The 17,307-nt window shown below is 62.0% G+C and carries 19 protein-coding genes; 13 read left to right on the top strand and 6 right to left on the bottom strand.

What is annotated here, in order from left to right; all coding sequences use genetic code 11:
* Positions 1–28: 28 nt before the first annotated feature.
* The 11 genes from usfY to trxA all read left to right on the top strand — a co-directional run bounded on the left by usfY (position 29) and on the right by trxA (position 8,095).
* On the top strand, positions 29–352 hold the full coding sequence (usfY, locus tag BST27_RS18260; protein WP_197518219.1) for a protein UsfY: 324 nt from the start codon (positions 29–31) through the stop codon (positions 350–352).
* Positions 349–1,710 carry an NAD(P)/FAD-dependent oxidoreductase gene (locus BST27_RS18255; RefSeq protein WP_069422392.1) on the top strand — a complete coding sequence of 454 codons (1,362 nt, stop codon included), beginning with the start codon at positions 349–351 and terminating at the stop codon, positions 1,708–1,710. The genes usfY and BST27_RS18255 overlap by 4 nt, the downstream gene beginning before the upstream one ends.
* A gap of 100 nt (positions 1,711–1,810) precedes the next feature.
* Positions 1,811–2,302, top strand: a complete 492-nt coding sequence (locus tag BST27_RS18250) for a DUF5709 domain-containing protein (protein WP_069422387.1) — start codon at positions 1,811–1,813, stop codon at positions 2,300–2,302.
* The gene (locus BST27_RS18245; RefSeq protein ID WP_079219839.1) at positions 2,302–2,901 is read left to right on the top strand and encodes a molybdopterin-dependent oxidoreductase; all 600 of its coding nucleotides are present in this window, start codon (positions 2,302–2,304) and stop codon (positions 2,899–2,901) included. Before BST27_RS18250 ends, BST27_RS18245 begins: the two co-directional genes overlap by 1 nt.
* 8 nt (positions 2,902–2,909) lie before the next feature.
* Entirely contained in the window at positions 2,910–3,647 is a 738-nt protein-coding gene (locus BST27_RS18240; RefSeq protein WP_079219840.1) for a ferredoxin reductase, read from the top strand.
* 32 nt (positions 3,648–3,679) lie between these two features.
* A complete protein-coding gene (locus BST27_RS18235; RefSeq protein WP_069422079.1) occupies positions 3,680–3,976 on the top strand; it encodes a DUF6510 family protein in 297 nt (98 codons plus the stop codon).
* Between the two features lie 71 nt (positions 3,977–4,047).
* Positions 4,048–4,608, top strand: a complete 561-nt coding sequence (locus BST27_RS18230; RefSeq protein WP_249025705.1) for a GNAT family N-acetyltransferase — start codon at positions 4,048–4,050, stop codon at positions 4,606–4,608.
* Positions 4,609–4,827: 219 nt separating this feature from the next.
* Positions 4,828–5,346: a YkgB family protein gene (locus BST27_RS18225; protein WP_069422077.1), complete on the top strand. Its 519-nt coding sequence runs from the start codon at positions 4,828–4,830 to the stop codon at positions 5,344–5,346.
* Between the two features lie 23 nt (positions 5,347–5,369).
* On the top strand, positions 5,370–6,779 hold the full coding sequence (lpdA, locus tag BST27_RS18220; protein WP_069422076.1) for a dihydrolipoyl dehydrogenase: 1,410 nt from the start codon (positions 5,370–5,372) through the stop codon (positions 6,777–6,779).
* 21 nt (positions 6,780–6,800) lie between these two features.
* The gene (locus tag BST27_RS18215; RefSeq protein ID WP_069422075.1) at positions 6,801–7,769 is read left to right on the top strand and encodes an NAD(P)/FAD-dependent oxidoreductase; all 969 of its coding nucleotides are present in this window, start codon (positions 6,801–6,803) and stop codon (positions 7,767–7,769) included.
* Entirely contained in the window at positions 7,766–8,095 is a 330-nt protein-coding gene (trxA, locus tag BST27_RS18210; protein ID WP_069422074.1) for a thioredoxin, read from the top strand. Before BST27_RS18215 ends, trxA begins: the two co-directional genes overlap by 4 nt.
* An 88-nt stretch (positions 8,096–8,183) precedes the next feature.
* On the opposite strand, the gene tal is transcribed toward trxA, so the two are convergent.
* The 4 genes from tal to BST27_RS18190 form a co-directional block, all read right to left on the bottom strand.
* The gene (tal, locus tag BST27_RS18205) at positions 8,184–9,272 is read right to left on the bottom strand and encodes a transaldolase (protein WP_069422073.1); all 1,089 of its coding nucleotides are present in this window, start codon (positions 9,270–9,272) and stop codon (positions 8,184–8,186) included.
* A gap of 149 nt (positions 9,273–9,421) precedes the next feature.
* Positions 9,422–9,970, bottom strand: coding sequence for a peptide-methionine (S)-S-oxide reductase MsrA (gene msrA / locus BST27_RS18200; protein ID WP_069422072.1), 549 nt, complete (start codon positions 9,968–9,970; stop codon positions 9,422–9,424).
* A complete protein-coding gene (gene msrB, locus BST27_RS18195; RefSeq protein ID WP_069422071.1) occupies positions 9,967–10,455 on the bottom strand; it encodes a peptide-methionine (R)-S-oxide reductase MsrB in 489 nt (162 codons plus the stop codon). The genes msrA and msrB overlap by 4 nt, the downstream gene beginning before the upstream one ends.
* Before the next feature lie 63 nt (positions 10,456–10,518).
* Positions 10,519–11,289, bottom strand: a complete 771-nt coding sequence (locus BST27_RS18190; RefSeq protein ID WP_069422070.1) for an SDR family NAD(P)-dependent oxidoreductase — start codon at positions 11,287–11,289, stop codon at positions 10,519–10,521.
* 289 nt (positions 11,290–11,578) lie between these two features.
* On the opposite strand from BST27_RS18190, the gene BST27_RS31455 reads away from it, so the two are divergent.
* Both BST27_RS31455 and BST27_RS18185 read left to right on the top strand, forming a co-directional pair.
* Positions 11,579–11,902: an alpha/beta fold hydrolase gene (locus tag BST27_RS31455; RefSeq protein WP_139805222.1), complete on the top strand. Its 324-nt coding sequence runs from the start codon at positions 11,579–11,581 to the stop codon at positions 11,900–11,902.
* Positions 11,903–12,571: 669 nt separating this feature from the next.
* Complete coding sequence (locus BST27_RS18185; RefSeq protein ID WP_069422069.1) at positions 12,572–13,705, top strand: AraC family transcriptional regulator; 1,134 nt, start codon at positions 12,572–12,574, stop codon at positions 13,703–13,705.
* Positions 13,706–13,853: 148 nt separating this feature from the next.
* Here BST27_RS18185 and BST27_RS18180 read toward each other — a convergent pair whose 3' ends face one another.
* Both BST27_RS18180 and BST27_RS18175 read right to left on the bottom strand, forming a co-directional pair.
* Positions 13,854–16,805, bottom strand: a complete 2,952-nt coding sequence (locus BST27_RS18180; RefSeq protein ID WP_079219841.1) for an MMPL/RND family transporter — start codon at positions 16,803–16,805, stop codon at positions 13,854–13,856.
* On the bottom strand, positions 16,802–17,239 hold the full coding sequence (locus BST27_RS18175) for an MmpS family transport accessory protein (protein WP_069422067.1): 438 nt from the start codon (positions 17,237–17,239) through the stop codon (positions 16,802–16,804). The genes BST27_RS18180 and BST27_RS18175 overlap by 4 nt, the downstream gene beginning before the upstream one ends.
* Between the last annotated feature and the right edge of the window lie 68 nt (positions 17,240–17,307).

The raw sequence follows: 17,307 nt of genomic DNA, 5'->3' as shown, positions 1-17,307 counted from the left end.
AACTCGTCCAATTACGGAGGTAACAGCGATGGGAGACACCCATGCCGATCCGACGGATCACTGTCGGACCACGCAACCGCACGCGGGTATAGCGATGAAGGACAACTTCTTCTGGCCAGGGTTGATCCTGCTGGTGGTAGCGACGGGCGGGCTGATCACCACGGCGGCAACCGCCGCCTACCGGCATTACGAATGGCTTGCCACCACGGTGCTCATCACCTTTCTCGGCACGGTCGCCGGAGCGCTGTGGCTAGTCGTCGAGAATCGCCGCGTGACCCGCATCGATGCGCAGTGGAACGGCGCGCACCCAACCAGTCGGTCGCTTCATCAAGAGAAATGGCCAGCCGCATGACTCGAGAGACTGACCATGCGCCGTCGGTAGTGATCGTGGGCAGCGGGTTCGCCGGATTTGAATGCGCGCGACGGCTCAGATCCTTGCTGCGCCGCCGCAGATCACCCGCGACCGTCACCCTCATCTCACCAGTGGACTATCTGCTGTACACGCCGCTGTTGCCTGATGTCGCCGGCGGAGTAATCGATCCCCGATTCGTCACGATTCCGTTGAGCGACAACCTGTCTGGTGTTCGACTGATCCGTGGCTACGTCGACGCGGTCGATTTCCCGGCACGAACCGTCCGCTTTCGCGATCAGGAAAACGCCACCCAGGAGTTGGCGTGGGATCGGCTTGTGCTTACCCTTGGCTCGATCACTCGTAGGTTCGACATTCCCGGTCTCGCCGAGCATGCCCACGGCCTGAAATCGATCGTCGAAGCCCTCTATCTGCGTGACCACATCCTCGAACAGTTCGAACTGGCCAGCATCGACTGCAACCCGCACCGCGCACGGGCGCGTAAAACCATTGTGGTGGTGGGAGCGTCGTATTCGGGCACTGAGCTGATCGCCCAGTTCTGCGCGATGGCCGAGGCGGCCGGCCGCAAATTCCAAATCCCCCGGGACGATATCCGGCTGCTCTTGGTCGAACGGTCAGGCCGGATGATGCCCGAAATTGGCCCTAAGCTCGCAGCGAGGGCCGAACGGGTGTTGCGGCGCCGCGGTGTGCAGATTCACATGGGTACGACCCTCACCGAGGTCGGCCCCGATTACGTGATCCTCACCGATGGCACCCGCATCGACACATACACCGTGGCCTGGTTGACAGGAGTGGTAGCCAGCCCATTGATCGCTACTCTGGGTCTGCCGACCGAGCGCGGTCGACTCAAGGTCGGTGCCGACCTCGCGGTACCGGGTATGCCGGGCGTATTCGCCGGCGGTGACGCCGCCGCGGTCGCCGATGTCACCAACCCCGGGCGCATCACCCCGCCGACCGCGCAACACGCTACCCGCCAGGGTAAGACGCTCGCCAAGAATGTCTCGGCCAGCCTCGGTTACGGAGCCTCACGTGAGTACCGGCATCGCGATCTGGGCACCGTCGTCGACCTTGGGCCGGGCTTTGCGGTGGCCAATCCACTCAACGTCCACATGTCGGGATTGCCGGCCAAGCTCGTCACGCGCGGGTACCACCTCTATGCGATACCGAGCGCAGCGAACCGCTGGGCTGTTTTCACGGCATATTTGACCGCGCTGTTGTTCCCGCGGCCCTTGGTGTCGCTCGGCGTAGCCCCGTCCTCCATCGCGCGTTTCTCAGTCAGTGAGGAGTTCGCCCCGCCTGAGGATGCGCCGCACCGGCGTTCGGGCCTATCACCCGGGTGAGTTGCCGAACGGGCGATGACACTTCACCCGTTCGCGCGCCATGCTCATCAGACGTCAGCGGAGCGACTCCGCTGCGCGAGTACGGCTTTGAGATACCGGAATGGAGACGGCGCTGATGGGGATTTCTGAATTCGATGACGTAGGTGCCCATCTGCTCGAACCAGAAGAAAGCCTGGACTCTGAACAGACCGGCATCGACCTGGACGAAGGCTACTCACCACCGGAAAGCCCGCGAGAATTGCGGGCGTGGGGGCTGACTGCGAGGGAAGCCCGAACTCACGAAAGTTTGGCGCGGCGACTGGCCCGTGAGCTGCCCGACGTGACCGATCGGTGGGACGGCGATGGAATCGGTGACAGCCCCGACAGCGATGGCGAGCCCATCGACAGCCAGGTCGGCGACATGCGTGCAGGTCGGCTCGTCGCCTTTGGCATCGACCCCACGGATCCAAGCAGCGACTACCGCGCTCACGACGTCGGCATCGACGGCGGCGCGGCGTCGGCTGAGGAAGCAGCTATCCACATCATCGAGGAGGACAGCTTTGCGAGCGAGGATGCCTTTGGTCTTGTCTTCCCACCAACCACTTTCACCTGATGAATATCGTCAACAAGGGCTTTCACGGACGCCGCACTGAGTCGACCCTCAAGCTGCCACCCGGTCAGCATGTGACCACGGATTTCCCTGTCCTGCAGGCAGGACCGACTCCTCGCATCGTCCTTGACGACTGGCGACTCACCGTCCGCGACAAGCGCGGCGCCGTAGACGCATGGACTTGGAACCAGCTTATGTCGTTGCCCAGCGAACGGATCAATGTCGACATCCACTGCGTCACCACGTGGTCCAAGCTGAATACCAAGTGGGAAGGCATTTCGCTGGACACCCTTCTCGAATCGACCGACACCGCCGCCGCATTCGCGCTGGTCGGTTCCTATGGCGGCTACACCACCAACTTCCCACTGCGAGATCTACTCGGCGGCAGGGCCTGGATCGTCTACGGCTACGGCGGTGCACCGCTCACCGCGGTGCACGGCGGCCCGGCGCGTTTGCTGGTGCCACACCTGTATTTCTGGAAGTCCGCGAAGTGGGTGAAATCCATAGAGTTGCGGGACAACGACATTCCGGGATTCTGGGAAGGGTTGGGCTACCACAACTACGGCGACCCATGGCGCGAACAACGCTATGCCGGGGACTGACGACTGCCGTGGACGTCCGCGTGACACCCAGGCTCCGGTGGCGGGTCGCTCGGGTGGTGAGCTCTCAACCCGAGACCGATTCTGCGCGCACGATCGTTCTGAATGTGCCGGGCTGGTGTGGCCACTTGGCCGGCCAGCATATCGATCTCAAGCTGACCGCCGAGGATGGTTACAGCGCCGAACGCAGCTATTCGCTAAGCAGACCACCCGACGGGGAACGCATCGAGTTGACCGTCCAACGGATTGACGACGGGGAGGTCTCGCCGTATCTCATGGGACTTGCTTCAGGCGACAAGATCGAACTCCGCGGACCCATTGGTGGCTGGTTTGTTTGGCGCCCGGCCGAGCAGGCGCACGTTCTGCTGGTCGCCGGCGGATCGGGAATTGTGCCTTTGATGGCCATGCTGCGACAGCGGGTTGTGGCCGGAGCAGCGCACTTTCGGCTGGTTTACTCGGTGCGTAGTCCGGCCGACGTCTACTACGCGCAGGAGTTGGACCGGCTGGAGCGTGAATGTGACTGGCTTGAGGTCACCCTAGTTTACACCCGCTCGGCCACCCCACAGACCAATCGGCCACCCGGCCGGGTCCGCTGCACCGACCTCGCGACGACGGGGTGGCCTCGGAACCACGATGTGCGCAGCTACGTCAGCGGTCCAACGGGATTCGTGGAATCGGTGACCACGAAACTGATCGAGCAGGGGCATCAGCCCGCAACCATCCGCACCGAGCGGTTCGGGCCGACTTAGCGGTTCGGGAACCGGTTGAGGAAGAAGGAAAGATGACGCTACCAATGCATGTCGACGGTAACGCCGCTGGCGGTGCGTTTGCAGAAGCGGTCGGCTTCGATGTCACCTCGACGACACTTACCTGCGCTGGATGTGGTTGCGCCGCAGCCTTCGCCGAGACCCGGGTCTATAACCGCTCGCCCGGAATCGTGGTGCGTTGCCCGGGGTGTGACGACGTTCTGGCCCGGTTGGTCCGCACGACCACCGACGTGTGGCTCGAACTGCGCGGCACTCAATCATGGCAAATCCCGATCCGGGTCGCACCCACACTGCACGCACGACAACGTTAGGGGACAAGATGGTTGAGCATCGCCACGTCGAATGGGACGCGGACACGCGGCACATCAGGACACACCGACTGGTGTTGCGGCCGTGGCAACCCGACGACGATGTCGCCGCGTATGCCATTTACGGTTCGCGCGAGGTCGCGCGCTGGCTGCGTCCCGCCCTGCCCCCAATCGCCGATCGGACCGCAATGCGGCGCGTCCTAAGGGCCTGGATCGGCGAAAACGACGCGACCGGGCTGCCGCTGGGGCGCTGGGCGATTACTGAAAAGAACTCCGCTGACGTGATCGGAGGGACGGCCCTGCTCCCGCTGCCGCCGGGCGGCACCGACCTGGAAATCGGGTGGCAACTGTCTCCTGCGGCATGGGGCTATGGGTATGGCGCCGAGGCCGGTCACGCGGTGGCGCATCAGGCTTTCGAAAACGTCGGTATCAGTGAGGTCTTTGCGGTTGTGCGGACGGGGAACCATCGTGGTGTTTCTACCGCCCGGCGCGTTGGGATGGAATGGGTCGGTGAAACCGACAAGTACTACGACCTCACGCTTCAGATCTACCGGCTGACCAAAGCCGACCTGGACCTGCCGGAGCCGGCTTGTGCGGATTACCGCGAGTTGAAAAGCGTTGACCTGCATGGGTGATCTCACCGGACCGCGAGACTCTGTACCGGCACCGAATTGCTCACCCGGGTGAATTGACCACCCGGATGAGGACAGATCACCCGCCGCGCCGAGATAGTGGTCGTAGATCTGAGCGACCACAACCGTACTGATCACCGTTTGGCCCAACTGCACCGGCAATGAAGGCGGTGCGAGTTGACAGCGGCATGCGGCGGCACGACACCCTGAACGGAGACCGCAATGTCACAGCATGACACCACCTTCGCCATGATGGCCCAGGGGCCGAGAGCGTCTCGAGCCAGCACCATCGCGCCACTCGTCGCGCGGTACGGTCTGGTCATAGTGCTGGTGTGGTTCGGCGCCATGAAGTTCACTCACTATGAATCCGACGGAATTTCGCACTGGGTGGCAAACAGCCCCCTCCTGAGTGGGTTCTACAACGTCATGTCCATCGACGCGTTTGGTCGGTTGAATGGATCGATAGAACTGATCACTGCCGCGCTGTTGGCAGTCAAACCGTGGTTCCCGAAGGCTTCCGTGGTGGGCGGGGTATTCGCGTCGATGTTCTTCCTCACCACGCTGAGTTTCATGATCACAACTCCTGGGGTCGGCGAGGCATCTGCCGGTGGCTTTCCCATCCTGTCGGCCGACGGGGAGTTCTTGATGAAAGACATCGCGATGCTCGGATTGGCACTGTGGCTGCTGGTGGACGCCATCGACGCAAGCCGCAGACAGACATTGGTCGCCAAAACCAACTGACAGGACCATGGGCGGGATCGAAGATGACAGCGCCATCCGACAACCACTACGACCTCGTTGTGCTGGGCGCGGGATCCGGGGGCTATGTAGCGGCCATCCGCGCCGCCCAGCTCGGCATGAGGGTCGGGCTAGTTGAGGAACGCTATTGGGGCGGGGTGTGCCTCAACACGGGCTGTGTTCCCTCAAAAGCCTTGCTGCGCAATGCCGAAATCGCGTCGATCATCACCCATCAGTCGGCTACCTTCGGCATCTCCGGAGATGTCAGCCTCGACTACTCCCGTGCCGTGTCGCGCAGCCGCGAAGTCGCCGGCGCCCGAGTCCGGGGTGTCCACTTTCTGATGCGCAAGAACAACATCACCGAGATCGACGGTCACGGATACTTCGCCAGCCCGCACCGCCTCGCGGTAGATCTGTCCGAGGGGGGAAAGAGGTTTCTCACCTTCGACCATGCCGTCATTGCGACCGGGGCTCGGGTGCGCATGCTGCCGGGAGTTAGATTGAGCGACAACGTCGTCGCCTACGAACAGCAGATTCTTCGCGCCGACCTACCGGAGTCCATCGTGATCATCGGCGGTGGCGGCATCGGGATGGAGTTCGCCTACATCCTGCACAGTTACGGTGTCCGCGTCGAGATTCTGGAATTCGCCGACCGGATCCTACCCAACGAGGATGCCGATGTTTCACGAGAGCTGGAGCGTCAATACCGCCGCCGCGGGATCGCGATTCACACATCCACCCGGGTGGACAAAGTCATCGACCACGGCGAGCACGTCGTCGTCAATTACACCAGCGCTGATGGGAAGTCCACGGCCGCGCAGGCCGCGCGAGCCTTCATCTGCATCGGCTTTCGTCCCAACGTCGAAGGTATCGGTCTCGACGCCGCGGGAGTACTCCTCAACGGTAGTGGCGCTATCGAGATCGACGAATACATGCGCACGTCCGCGCCGCACATCTATGCAGTCGGTGACGTCACCGCCAAAGTTCAACTCGCCCACGTCGCTTCCGCACAAGGCATCATCGCCGCGGAAACGATGACCGGCTCCCCGACCATGCCTCTGGACTACCGCATGATGCCGCGCGTGACGTTCTGCCAACCGCAGGTCGCCAGCTTCGGCTACACCGAAGCCCAAGCCCGCGCCGCCGGGCATACCGTCCGAGTCGCCAAGTTTCCCATGCAGGCCAGCGCCAAAGCGCACGGTCTGGGCGAACGTGCCGGCTTCATCAAGGTCATTGCCGACGCTTCCCACGGCGAACTGCTCGGAGCCCACCTCGTCGGAGCCGAGGTCAGTGAGTTGCTCCCTGAACTTACCGCCGCACAACTCTGGGACCTGACCGCCACCGAGCTGGCCCGCAACGTTCACACCCACCCCACCCTCGGCGAGGGACTGCAGGAATGTTTCCACGCTCTCGCCGGCCACGCCATCAACCTCTGACGTCGAGAACAGGCAGATAACTTGCGGATTCGTGATGTCATCGTCGTCGGGTCAGGTCCGGCCGGATATACTGCGGCGATCTTCGCGGCTCGGGCCGGCCTGGACACCCTTGTCATCGAAGGCCATGAGCCCGGTGGCGCGCTTCTGGTCGCCGGACAGGTGGACAACTATCCCGGCGTCGTGCCATTCGTCACGGGTCCCGTGTTGGTCGACCAGATGCGTTGGCAGGCAGACTATTTCGGTGCCGAATTGCACAGCGGCCACGCCGACGGATTCGTTCTCGGCCCCCAAGTGAAGACGGTCAACGTCGGCGCCAACCAGCACCACGGTCGTGCGCTGATTCTTGCCATGGGTTCAGTCAACCGGACCCTCAATGTGGAGGGCGAAAGCAAGCTGACCGGTCACGGAGTAAGCACCAGCGCCAAACGTGACGGAGCACGGTTCGCCGGATGCGACGTCGCCGTCATCGGCGGCGGTGAGGCCGCGGTCGAAGAGGCACTGTACCTGGCGGGAATAGCCCGCCACGTCACCCTCATCCATTACCGCCCACGGCTGCGGCCATCGACCATCGCCGTCACCCGCTTATGCGGCCAACCTAACGTCACGGTCCTGACCTCTACCGAGGTACTCGCCGTGCACGGCGACCGATACGTCACCGGGTTGCGCATTCGCGACACGCGCCGCGGCGTCGACTCCACCATCGCGGTCGCGGCTGCCTTCGTCGCCATCGGCCAGGCGCCGCGCTCAGATCCGTTGATCGGACTGGTCGACCTCGATGCCAGTGGACACGTCGTGACCGCAGGCACTACGACCCAAACCTCCGCGGAGGGCGTGTTTGCCGCTGGCGACCTGATCGACCGCCGCTACCGCCAAGCGGTCACCGCCGCAGCCAGCGGCTGCGCCGCTGCACGCGATGCCGAGCGCTGGTTGAACCAATCAGCCGGTCCCCTAACAGCTTCCACCATCCAGAAGGAGCGATCTGCCTCATGACCGAACCCTTGCCCCTCACAGTGACTGACGACTCATTCGCCGCTGACGTCCTCGAAAGTCGCACCCCTGTACTGGTTGATTTCTGGGCTCCATGGTGCGGCCCTTGTCGTGCGGTAGCACCGATTCTGGAGCAGATCTCACGAGAACACGGCGAGAAGCTCACCGTTGCCAAGCTGGACGTCGACGCAAATCCGCTGACTGCTCGACGGTTTCAGGTTGCCTCGGTCCCAACCATGATTGTCTTCAAGGACGGCTTGTCTACCGTCCGATTGGTGGGGGCGCGCCCAAAGTCGGCGCTGCTCGACGAGCTTCGTGACTACCTCTAGGCACTATCAGTGTCCGCGCAACAACAGCGCCACCCGGCTTGATCAGACGGTGGGTCTCCAGGGGCGGAAGGTTCGGTGCCGCATGGGGTTAGCGCTGGACTAACCGCTGCCAGGACGCCGCGAACTTGGCTACCCCGTCGCGTTCGAGCCCGTCGAACGCGTCGAACAGATCGATACCGACCGCAGTCAATCGGTCGAGCACTTCCCGCGCCCGCTTCGCCTTGCCGGTCACGGTGTCACCGACAGCCACGCCGCGCTCCGCCACCGCCGCAAGTGTCGCCTCGGGCATGGTGCTGACGGTGTTTGGCGCCACGAGTTCGGCCACGTACATCGTGTCGGGGTAGGCGGGGTTCTTCACGCCGGTCGAGGCCCACAACGGGCGTTGCACGCGAGCACCGCCGGCGCGCAGCGCGGCGAATCGCGACCCCGCTTCAAAGACCTGCTGGTAGGCCGCGTACGCCAAGTGCGCGTTGGCCACGCCGGCCCGTCCCCGCAGTGCGCGTGCAGCATCGGAGCCGATGGCCTCGAGTCGCTTGTCGACTTCGGTGTCCACCCGAGACACGAAAAGTGATGCGACCGAGTGGATTGTGGAGACATCAGCGCCCGCCTGCTGCGCGCCCTCGATGCCGGACAGATATGCGTCCATCACCGCTCGGTGCCGTTGCACGGAAAAGATCAGCGTCACATTCACCGAGACACCGTTGGCCAGCACCGCGGTAATCGCGGGTAGCCCCGCCGCAGTCGCCGGAATTTTGATGAAGACGTTGGGCCGATCAACGATTTTGGCCAACTCGATGGCCTGCGTGACGGTTGCGTCGGTGTTGTTCGCCAGTGCTGGATCCACTTCAATCGATACTCTCCCGTCGACGCCGTCGGAGGCCTCCCACTGAGGGCGAAGCACGTCACAGGCCGCCCGGACGTCGTCGGTGATCGCTGTTCGGACTGCGGTGTCGATGTCGCTACCACTGGCGGTCAGCTCGGCGAGCTGGCCGTCGTAGGCGCGGCCTTGTGTGAGTGCGCGCTCAAAGGTGGACGGGTTCGTGGTGATGCCGACAACACTTCTGGTGTCGATAAGCGTTTGCAGACCGCCGGACCGCAAGAGATCCCGGGAGAGGTCATCCAGCCAGACCGACACGCCCGCGGCTGACAAGGCGGCCAGATTCGGATTCTGCGTCATGCGGTCACCGTCGCTCCCTGGTTCCTGCCCGCGACGCCGCCCGCACTGCAACACATATGGCGACATAGACCGCCAATGGCGCGTATCCGCTCAACAGCAGCTGCCAATGAGACGGCACTGTCCGGGCCTGCGTTGCCGACCCCACATAGTTACTGCGAGGCATGATCGGCCGTTACTGACCCCAAGGTTGCGCCCTCACCGCTGGGCGACGTCCACTGAGGGCGGATGTAGTGGCATGTGTAGCCGGATGGGAAACGCTGCAGGTAATCCTGGTGTTCAGGTTCGGCTTCCCAAAACGTCTCAGCGGGAATCACCTCGGTGACAATCGAGCCGGGCCATCGCCCTGAGCGCTCGACATCTGCGATGGTGCTCAGTGCGATTCGCTTCTGCTCGTCGTCCAGGTAGAAGATTGCTGACCGGTAGCTGGTCCCGACATCGTTGCCCTGACGATTTTTGGTGGTCGGGTCGTGGATCTGAAAGAAGAATTCCAACAGGCCCCGGTAGTCGGTTTCGTCTGGGTCATAGGTGATTTCGAGCGCCTCAGCGTGGCCGGGGTGATTGCCGTAGGTGGGATGCGTGTTCCTGCCACCGGTGTAGCCGACGCGGGTGGACACCACACCGGGCTGCGCGCGGAACAACTCTTCCATGCCCCAGAAGCATCCCCCGGCGAGGACGGCGATTTTTTCGTGGTGAGTCATGATTGCTGCTCGCCGACGGTTTGGCGGTGCTGCGAAACGTCTTCGGTGAACAAGCCCAGATACTGCCCATAACCCTGGGCTTCCAGGTCATCCCGGTGGATGAATCGCAGGGATGCGGAGTTGATGCAGTAGCGCAACCCGCCGGCTTGCGCGGGTCCGTCGGGAAATACGTGGCCCAAGTGGCTGTCGGCGTGGGCCGATCGCACCTCGATCCGATCCATGAAGTGGCTGCGGTCGCGCTTCTCGACGACGCTGTCCGCGGTGAGCGGTTGGGTGAAACTCGGCCAGCCGCTCCCACTGTCGAATTTGTCGACTGAGGCGAAAAGCGGTTCGCCTGAGACAATGTCGACGTAGAGGCCCGGTTCGTGATTGTCGCAATACTCGCCGGTGAAGGGACGTTCCGTGCCGTTTTCCTGCGTGACGTGGTATTGCTCAGGGCTGAGTTCACGCACCGCGGCAGGGTCTTTGGTGTACTGGTGTGACACTTGTTCTCCTTTGTTCGCGCAGCCTTTATGTTGCTGCGCTTGATATTTCGGTGTAGTCGTCGGTTAGTTGCGGCCGGCCATTATGCCGCCGTCGACGTTGAGAATCGCGCCGGTGACCCAACTGGCCTCATCGGACAGCAGATACGTCACGGCGCTGGCTACGTCTGCGGGGGTGCCGATTCGGCCCAGCGGATGCAGCGGCGCGAATGTGGCCAGAGTGGAGTCGATCTCGTCTTTGGGAAGGAACCCCTCGTAGAGCGGAGTCTTGACGACGGCCGGCGCGACCGCGTTGACCCGGATCTGGTGCTCGGCGAGCTCGATGGCGAGGTTGTGGGTCAGCGCATGCAGGCCCGCCTTTTGCATCGAGTACACCGTCGATGGGGTCAGACCGATCGCCTGATGTGCCCACATGCTGCCGATGTTGACGATTGACCCGCCCCCACCGTTGGCGATCATGCCGGAAACAACGGTTTGCGTGAGGAAGAACAGTGCGTAGTTCAACTCCATGTAGGAGTCGTAAACGGCGGCATCGTATTCGAGAAACGGCTTCGGCACAAAGAATCCGGCAGCGTTGACCAGCAGGGTCGCATCATCGTGCTGCTCAGAAAGTGCGCGCTGCACATCGGCCACCGCGCCGCGATCGGTCAACTCTGCGGTGATCCCCCAGGCTTGCCCGCCTCCGCCGGTCAATTCCGTCACGGTGTCATCAACGCGCTCTTTCGACCTGCCGACGATCACCGCACTGCCGCCATGGCGCACGATATCGGCAGCGACCTGCCGGCCCATACCGGCGCTGCCTCCGACGACGACGATCTTCTTGGATTCGAAGTGCATGATGAAACCCTTCTGCTGCTTTCTTGGCGCTCTTGACGTGCTATTTGCACCGTTGTTCGGCTGGAGACCGGTAAGGGAAGCGTTGGCGACGGAACCCGGCGCTCGGTATGCCGATGTTGAACTGGCTTCAGTCTGCTGACGGCAGGGGTGAGCCCACATCACCCCAAGGCTGTTTCACCCGGGTGAGTTGCGGCTCCCGCGACTACCCTTTGCGCATGGTGAACCTAAATCTTTGGAGCCGAGAGACTCGGGTGCAGTTCATCGAGAAATACGACGAGATCGTGCGCAGTTGGCCCGTTCCCGTCGAAGAGCGAGACGTTACGACGTCGTTCGGTACGACACACGACCGAGTCAGCGGTCCCGAGTCCGCGCCGCCACTTGCCCTGCTCCATGGCGCGGCGGTGTCACCGACGACGAACTGCGCCGGATCAGCGCACCTGCCACCGTGCTGCTCGGCGAGCGAGATGTCATCTACGCCGACGGGCCGCCAGCCGCACTTGCGCGCGCGCAGAGGCTGATTCCCAACGTCGACGCCCGCGTCCTGACGAATGTCGGCCACGTGATGACCCTGGACGTTCCTGATGTCGTTGCCGACGAGTTGATGGCACCTTGATCAGCGAGAGAGCCGCAAGCCGTCCCGACCCCTCTACGGGACTCTCGCCATGAACGTCACCCAAGTACAGCCACACCGTCATGACCATCGGTCAGGGGCGGCGTCTTCTGCTACCGTTCGACTAGCTGTGGGCACCGATTAAGCCCGCCTTCACGCTTGCTAGTTACGCGGAAAATCCAGCCCCCCTTGATATTTCGACAACGTCAGGTGTCACGTCTACGAAAGCCCGCTTCGCACGTCTTCGCGTGGACATACGACTCCGCATCCGCACCACTAGCATGACCTTGCTACTGACGTGAACTGGCCCTTCGCACGCAAGGCATTCCTAGCCTATTGCACGATGACGCGGTGTCTCAGTTCTGTTGACCTCTTGTTTGTGACGCGCATGCCCCAACCCTTGTGTGCGCTACCACACTCATGTATATTGACTATTCGTCATCTGAATAACAACTATTTGTCAGCCGTAAAGCAATGATGCTTGGCCTGAGGCGACAAGTGGCCGAGCGGGACTCCGAGTTGCCGTTCGCGCAGGAGTGGACTCGTTGCCCTCATCAGGTTCGCAGTAGCCGATGATGCCAACTGAAAAGCGTTGAACCACATGACTAGCGAAAAGCCGACGTTGGACCATTGTCCGATGTCCCCCCTCTGACGGGACAAGAGGAAGCAATCATGACCCTTCAACAAAACGAACACCTCCACCGCCGAGACCGACTCCCGTCAACCGCCAGAACCCTGATTTGCGAGCCGGCACAACGCAGCAGCAGCAGCAAGCCGCTCACTTTGTCCTCCACCCCCACCCCGACCGTCGGCTACGCCCTACCGGCCGAGGAAGCCAGAGAATTCGTGCGTGTGGCAGTCAAACAGCGTTGGGACCTGCCGGCTTTGGTGCAGGCAGCAAAGATCTCCACCACATCGGGCCACCTCAACCACTATGTGCAGATCACTCCCGCCAACGCCGCCCTGGGCATGCAACACCTCTGGCAGATCACCGGCGACACCCTGTTGGGCCTAGCCAGGATCAAACTCGCCCCGGGGGCGCTACGACTACTCACCTTCGCCGTCTGCGGCGCACCCGACCTGAGCACCGCGGTCAAACGCTACCAAGAATTCCGCACCGCTTTCGCCGGCCTGCCCGCCGTCACTATCGAACAAACCGGACACACCGCCGTACTGGCAATCGACGTCGCCGACTTCGACGCCTCGGCGCTACCGGTGGCGTCGGTAGCACTCCTCGTCGTCGCCCACCGAATCATCAATTGGGCCACCCGCCGATCCCTGAGACTGCACCAAGTCGAACTCCCCCACGCTGAAACGACTCGAAAAGCCGGATACCACGCCATGTTCGGCGCACCCCCAATGTTCAATGCCCGACGAGCCGCACTGGTCTTCAACGCCGACGCACTTGCCCACCGGTTCGCGCGTAGTCACGACGACATCGAAGACCTCCTGCATGACGCCCCGACCAAGCTCCTAACCCAATGCGACCAGCAAACCACCGTCACCGACCAAGTACGCCACATCATCGAAGACAAACTCGGAGACCCCAACTGCACCAGCAATGAGATCGCCGCACGCGTCGGAATGAGCCGTCCAACGCTGTGGCGCCGCCTTCGCGAAGAGAATACTTCGATCTCGGAAATCCGCGACCAAGTACTACGTGACGCCGCCTTATGTGCCCTAGCGCGCGGCGACCAAACCATCGCCCAACTGTCCCAACGCCTCGGATTCTCCGAACCGAGCGCATTCACTCGCGCCTTCCGACGCTGGACCGGACACCCGCCCCGCAGCTACCAGCCGCGCTAACCCGAATCACTGCTACACCGTCCTAACCATCGGCTAGACGCTAGTCACACGGAAGCTCAGCGGCCCTTTACATTCCGATGCAAGACGTTCAGCTAAGCGCCGCACCATGCAACACGATAGACCGCCCATACGGCAGATCAAGGGTCGGCTAATTTCGCACAAGCACGCTGCTGGTGTCGCCGGCGAAAGCACCTTCGGTGGTCACGGCACCTATTGAATGGCCGTGGCCGTTCCCGTTGGAGCTCACATCATGTGCTTGCCTCGTTGAGGGTGCGCCTTTGCCTTCCCGCAAAGGCTTGGCGCGCACGGTATTCAATGGCCACCAGAACCAGCGTCCCAAAGCCGCCGCGATCGCGGGCAGCATGAAGGATCGGACGATCAGCGTGTCGACCAGGAGGCCCAATCCGATTGTGGTGCCGATTTGTCCGACTACCAGCAAATCGCTGACCAGCATCGCCATCATGGTGAAGGCGAATACCAGACCGGCAGCAGTCGCCACCCGGCCAGTCGCTCCCATGCCACGGATGATCGCGGTATTGAGGCCGGCGTGAATTCCTTCTTTCAGCCGGGACACCACCAAAAGGTTGTAGTCCGAGCCCACCGCCAGCAGGATTATCACCGCCAGCGGCAGCGCGAGCCACTGCACGCCACACCCCAGAAGGTCTTGCCAGACAAGGACCGACAAGCCGCAGGCCGTACCTAGCGATGCGGCCACTGTGCCGACTATGACGAGCGCGGCGACGACGCTCCGCGTGACGAGCAACATGATCGCGAAGATCAGAATCAGGGCTGAGATACCGGCCACCAACACGTCGATGATGGTGCCACGCTGAATGTCGGCATACATCGACGCGGCGCCGGTCAACGATATCCTCGCGTTCGCCAAAGGGGTGCCTTTGATGGCATCGGCCACCGCGTATTTGATTCCCGCGATGTGCCGGATCCCTTCGACCGATGCCGGATCGCCGTCGTGAGTGATGACGAAGCGTACGGCCTTCCCATCGGGAGAGACAAACAACTGCATCACGCGTTGGAAGTCAGGATTGTCGAAGACCTCCGGTGGTAGGTAGAAGGAGTCGTCGTTCTTGGCTTGGTCGAAGTCGCGACCCATCTGGGTTGCGCCCTCGGCTGCCTCTTCAATAAGGGCCTGAATACCTGCCATCCTGGTCTGCGTAGACAACGTCAGGGCACGCGAGCGCTTCAGCGAGGCGATCGTCGCTTCGAAGTCCGCCAACAGACTTGGCATGAGCCGATCCAGGTGGTCGATATCACCGCTCAGGCCCTCCAACTCTGCCGACATCTTGTCGACCGCGTCCAAGCCATCGAAAACTGAACGCATTGACCAACAGACGGGAATGTCGGCGCAGTGCTGCTCCCAGTAGAAATAGCTGCGAATGGGCCTGAAGAAGTCGTCGAAATCTGCGATATGGTCGCGCAACTCGTCGGCGGTACCGACCACCTCATGCGTTCTGTCGGCCATTGAGTGCGTCGTGTCGGCCATCTCCTTCATGATCGCGTAGGTGTGTTCCATGATGGCGATGGTCTTGCCCATCTCATCCGCCATTTGCAGCATCTCAGCGGCGTTGTCGTTCAAGAACTTCGCTGTTTGCAGTGTGCCGGCGTTCCGCAGTGAGATCTGGAACGGAATCGAGCTGTGCTCAAGTGGCGCACCCAGCGGCCTGGTGATGGTCTGTACTCGCGCGACCCCGCGCTCATGAAAGATTCTTTTCGCGATTCTATCGATGACCAGCATGCCCGCGGGGTTGCGTAAATCGTGGTCGGCTTCGACCATCAGAAATTCGGGATTCATGCGGGCCTGGGAGAAATGCCGCTCGACGGCCGCGTACCCGACGTTGGCGGGCATATCCGGTGGGGTGAACTTCTGATCGTTGTAGCTGGGCACGTATGTCAGCAGGCCGACGAAACCGATGACGGCGATCATTGCCGTCACGACAATGATGGGCTTTGGCCAGCGCACCACTGCAGTGCCGATTTTGCGCCAATTTCGTGTCGACAGCTCACGTTTGGGGTCGAAGGCACCAAAGCGCGAGGCAAGTGCGAGTACCGCTGGCGCGAGGGTGAGGGCCGCCGACACAACCACCAGCATCGCGACAGCGCAGGGCATGCCCATGGTCTGGAAATACGGCAGACGGGTCATCGCCAAACACATGCATGCACCCGCGACGGTCAGCCCGGAAGCCAAGATGACATGGGAGACCCCGTGATATGCGGTGCCAAAAGCGGTCTCGCGATCTTCGCCGGCTGCCCGGGCTTCGTGGTAGCGCCCCAATAAGAAAATCAGGTAATCCGTCCCCGCGGCGATGCTAAGCGCCGTAATCGTGCTGTTGGCGTTCGGGGTAAGCCCGATGAGCTCGAGGTGGCCCAAAAAGGCCGTGACCGATTGCGCGGCAAGCAATTCGATGACGACCACGACGAGAGAAAGGAAGGTCGTCAGCACCGAGCGGTACACCACCAGCAGCATTACGAAGATGACGCCGAGGGAAACCATGGCCACCATCGCAAAGCTCTTGTGGGCCACCTCAACAGTGTCGCCTACGAGGACGGTGTTGCCGGCCACGTAGGCCTTGATCCCCGCAGGAGCGGGAGTTTGATCCACGATCCGCCGCACTGCCGCCACCGACTCATTGCTTGCCGCGGTGCCCTGATTACCGACGAGAAAAACCTGCACGTATGCGGCCTTCCCGTCACCACTTTGAGTGCTGGCGGCGGTGAGCGGGTCACCCCAAAAATCCTGAACGTGTTCGACGTGTGCGACGTCGGCTCGCAACTGGCTGACGATGCGGTTGTAGAACTCGTGTGCGCTGTCGCCGAGTGGCTCCTGCCCTTCCAACACGACCATGGCCGACGAGTCCGAACTGAACTCATGGAACACCTTGCCGATCCGCATCATCGCTTGAAACGCGAGACTATCCTCGGGCATCGTCGACACCGCGTGCTGCGTCGCCACTTCTTCCAACTTCGGCGAGACGGCACCCAAAGCACCGACGGTAAGCACCCAAAACAGGATCACCGGTATCGAAAATGTGCGCACCAGACGAGCAATGTCTGGATGAGCTGACGTCGAATGTCTTTCACTCATGTGGATTTCACCAGGCAGTAAACGAAGGGTGCGTATGAGTCGCTGAGCCGGTCGTCGCGCACCTGACCATCGACGAGTACGCGGCATCGCAACGTACCGACGTCACTACTACCTTGCGCCACAACGTTGGCCGACATCGAGGGCAATGTCGTCACGATGGTGTGCGACCACGGTAGCGACGCTGCCTCGACATAGTGCGGTTGGCCGTCTTCGTCGAGATAGTCGATCTTCGCGGTGACGCCGGATGCTGCCGATATCTCGTAGGTGATGCGCTTGGGATTGAACGGCTTGGAATTGTCCGCGAGTTGCTCCCCGCTCGTCACTTCGGCGTTGGCGATGAACGCGCCTCGAATGCGGACGACCGCGCACCCGCCCACCACTAGAACAACGACAAGGGTCAGCGGGATCCAGAGCCTTTTGAACAATTCGAACACTATCGGACTCCTTTCCGCCGACCGCTTGTCATCGAAAGCGTTTGCGCCCTTACGAAGTGAGTTCGCCG

Source organism: Mycobacterium intermedium (genome assembly GCF_002086275.1).
Taxonomy (GTDB): Bacteria; Actinomycetota; Actinomycetes; order Mycobacteriales; family Mycobacteriaceae; genus Mycobacterium; species Mycobacterium intermedium.
This window is presented reverse-complemented; position numbering and strand designations above follow the sequence as displayed.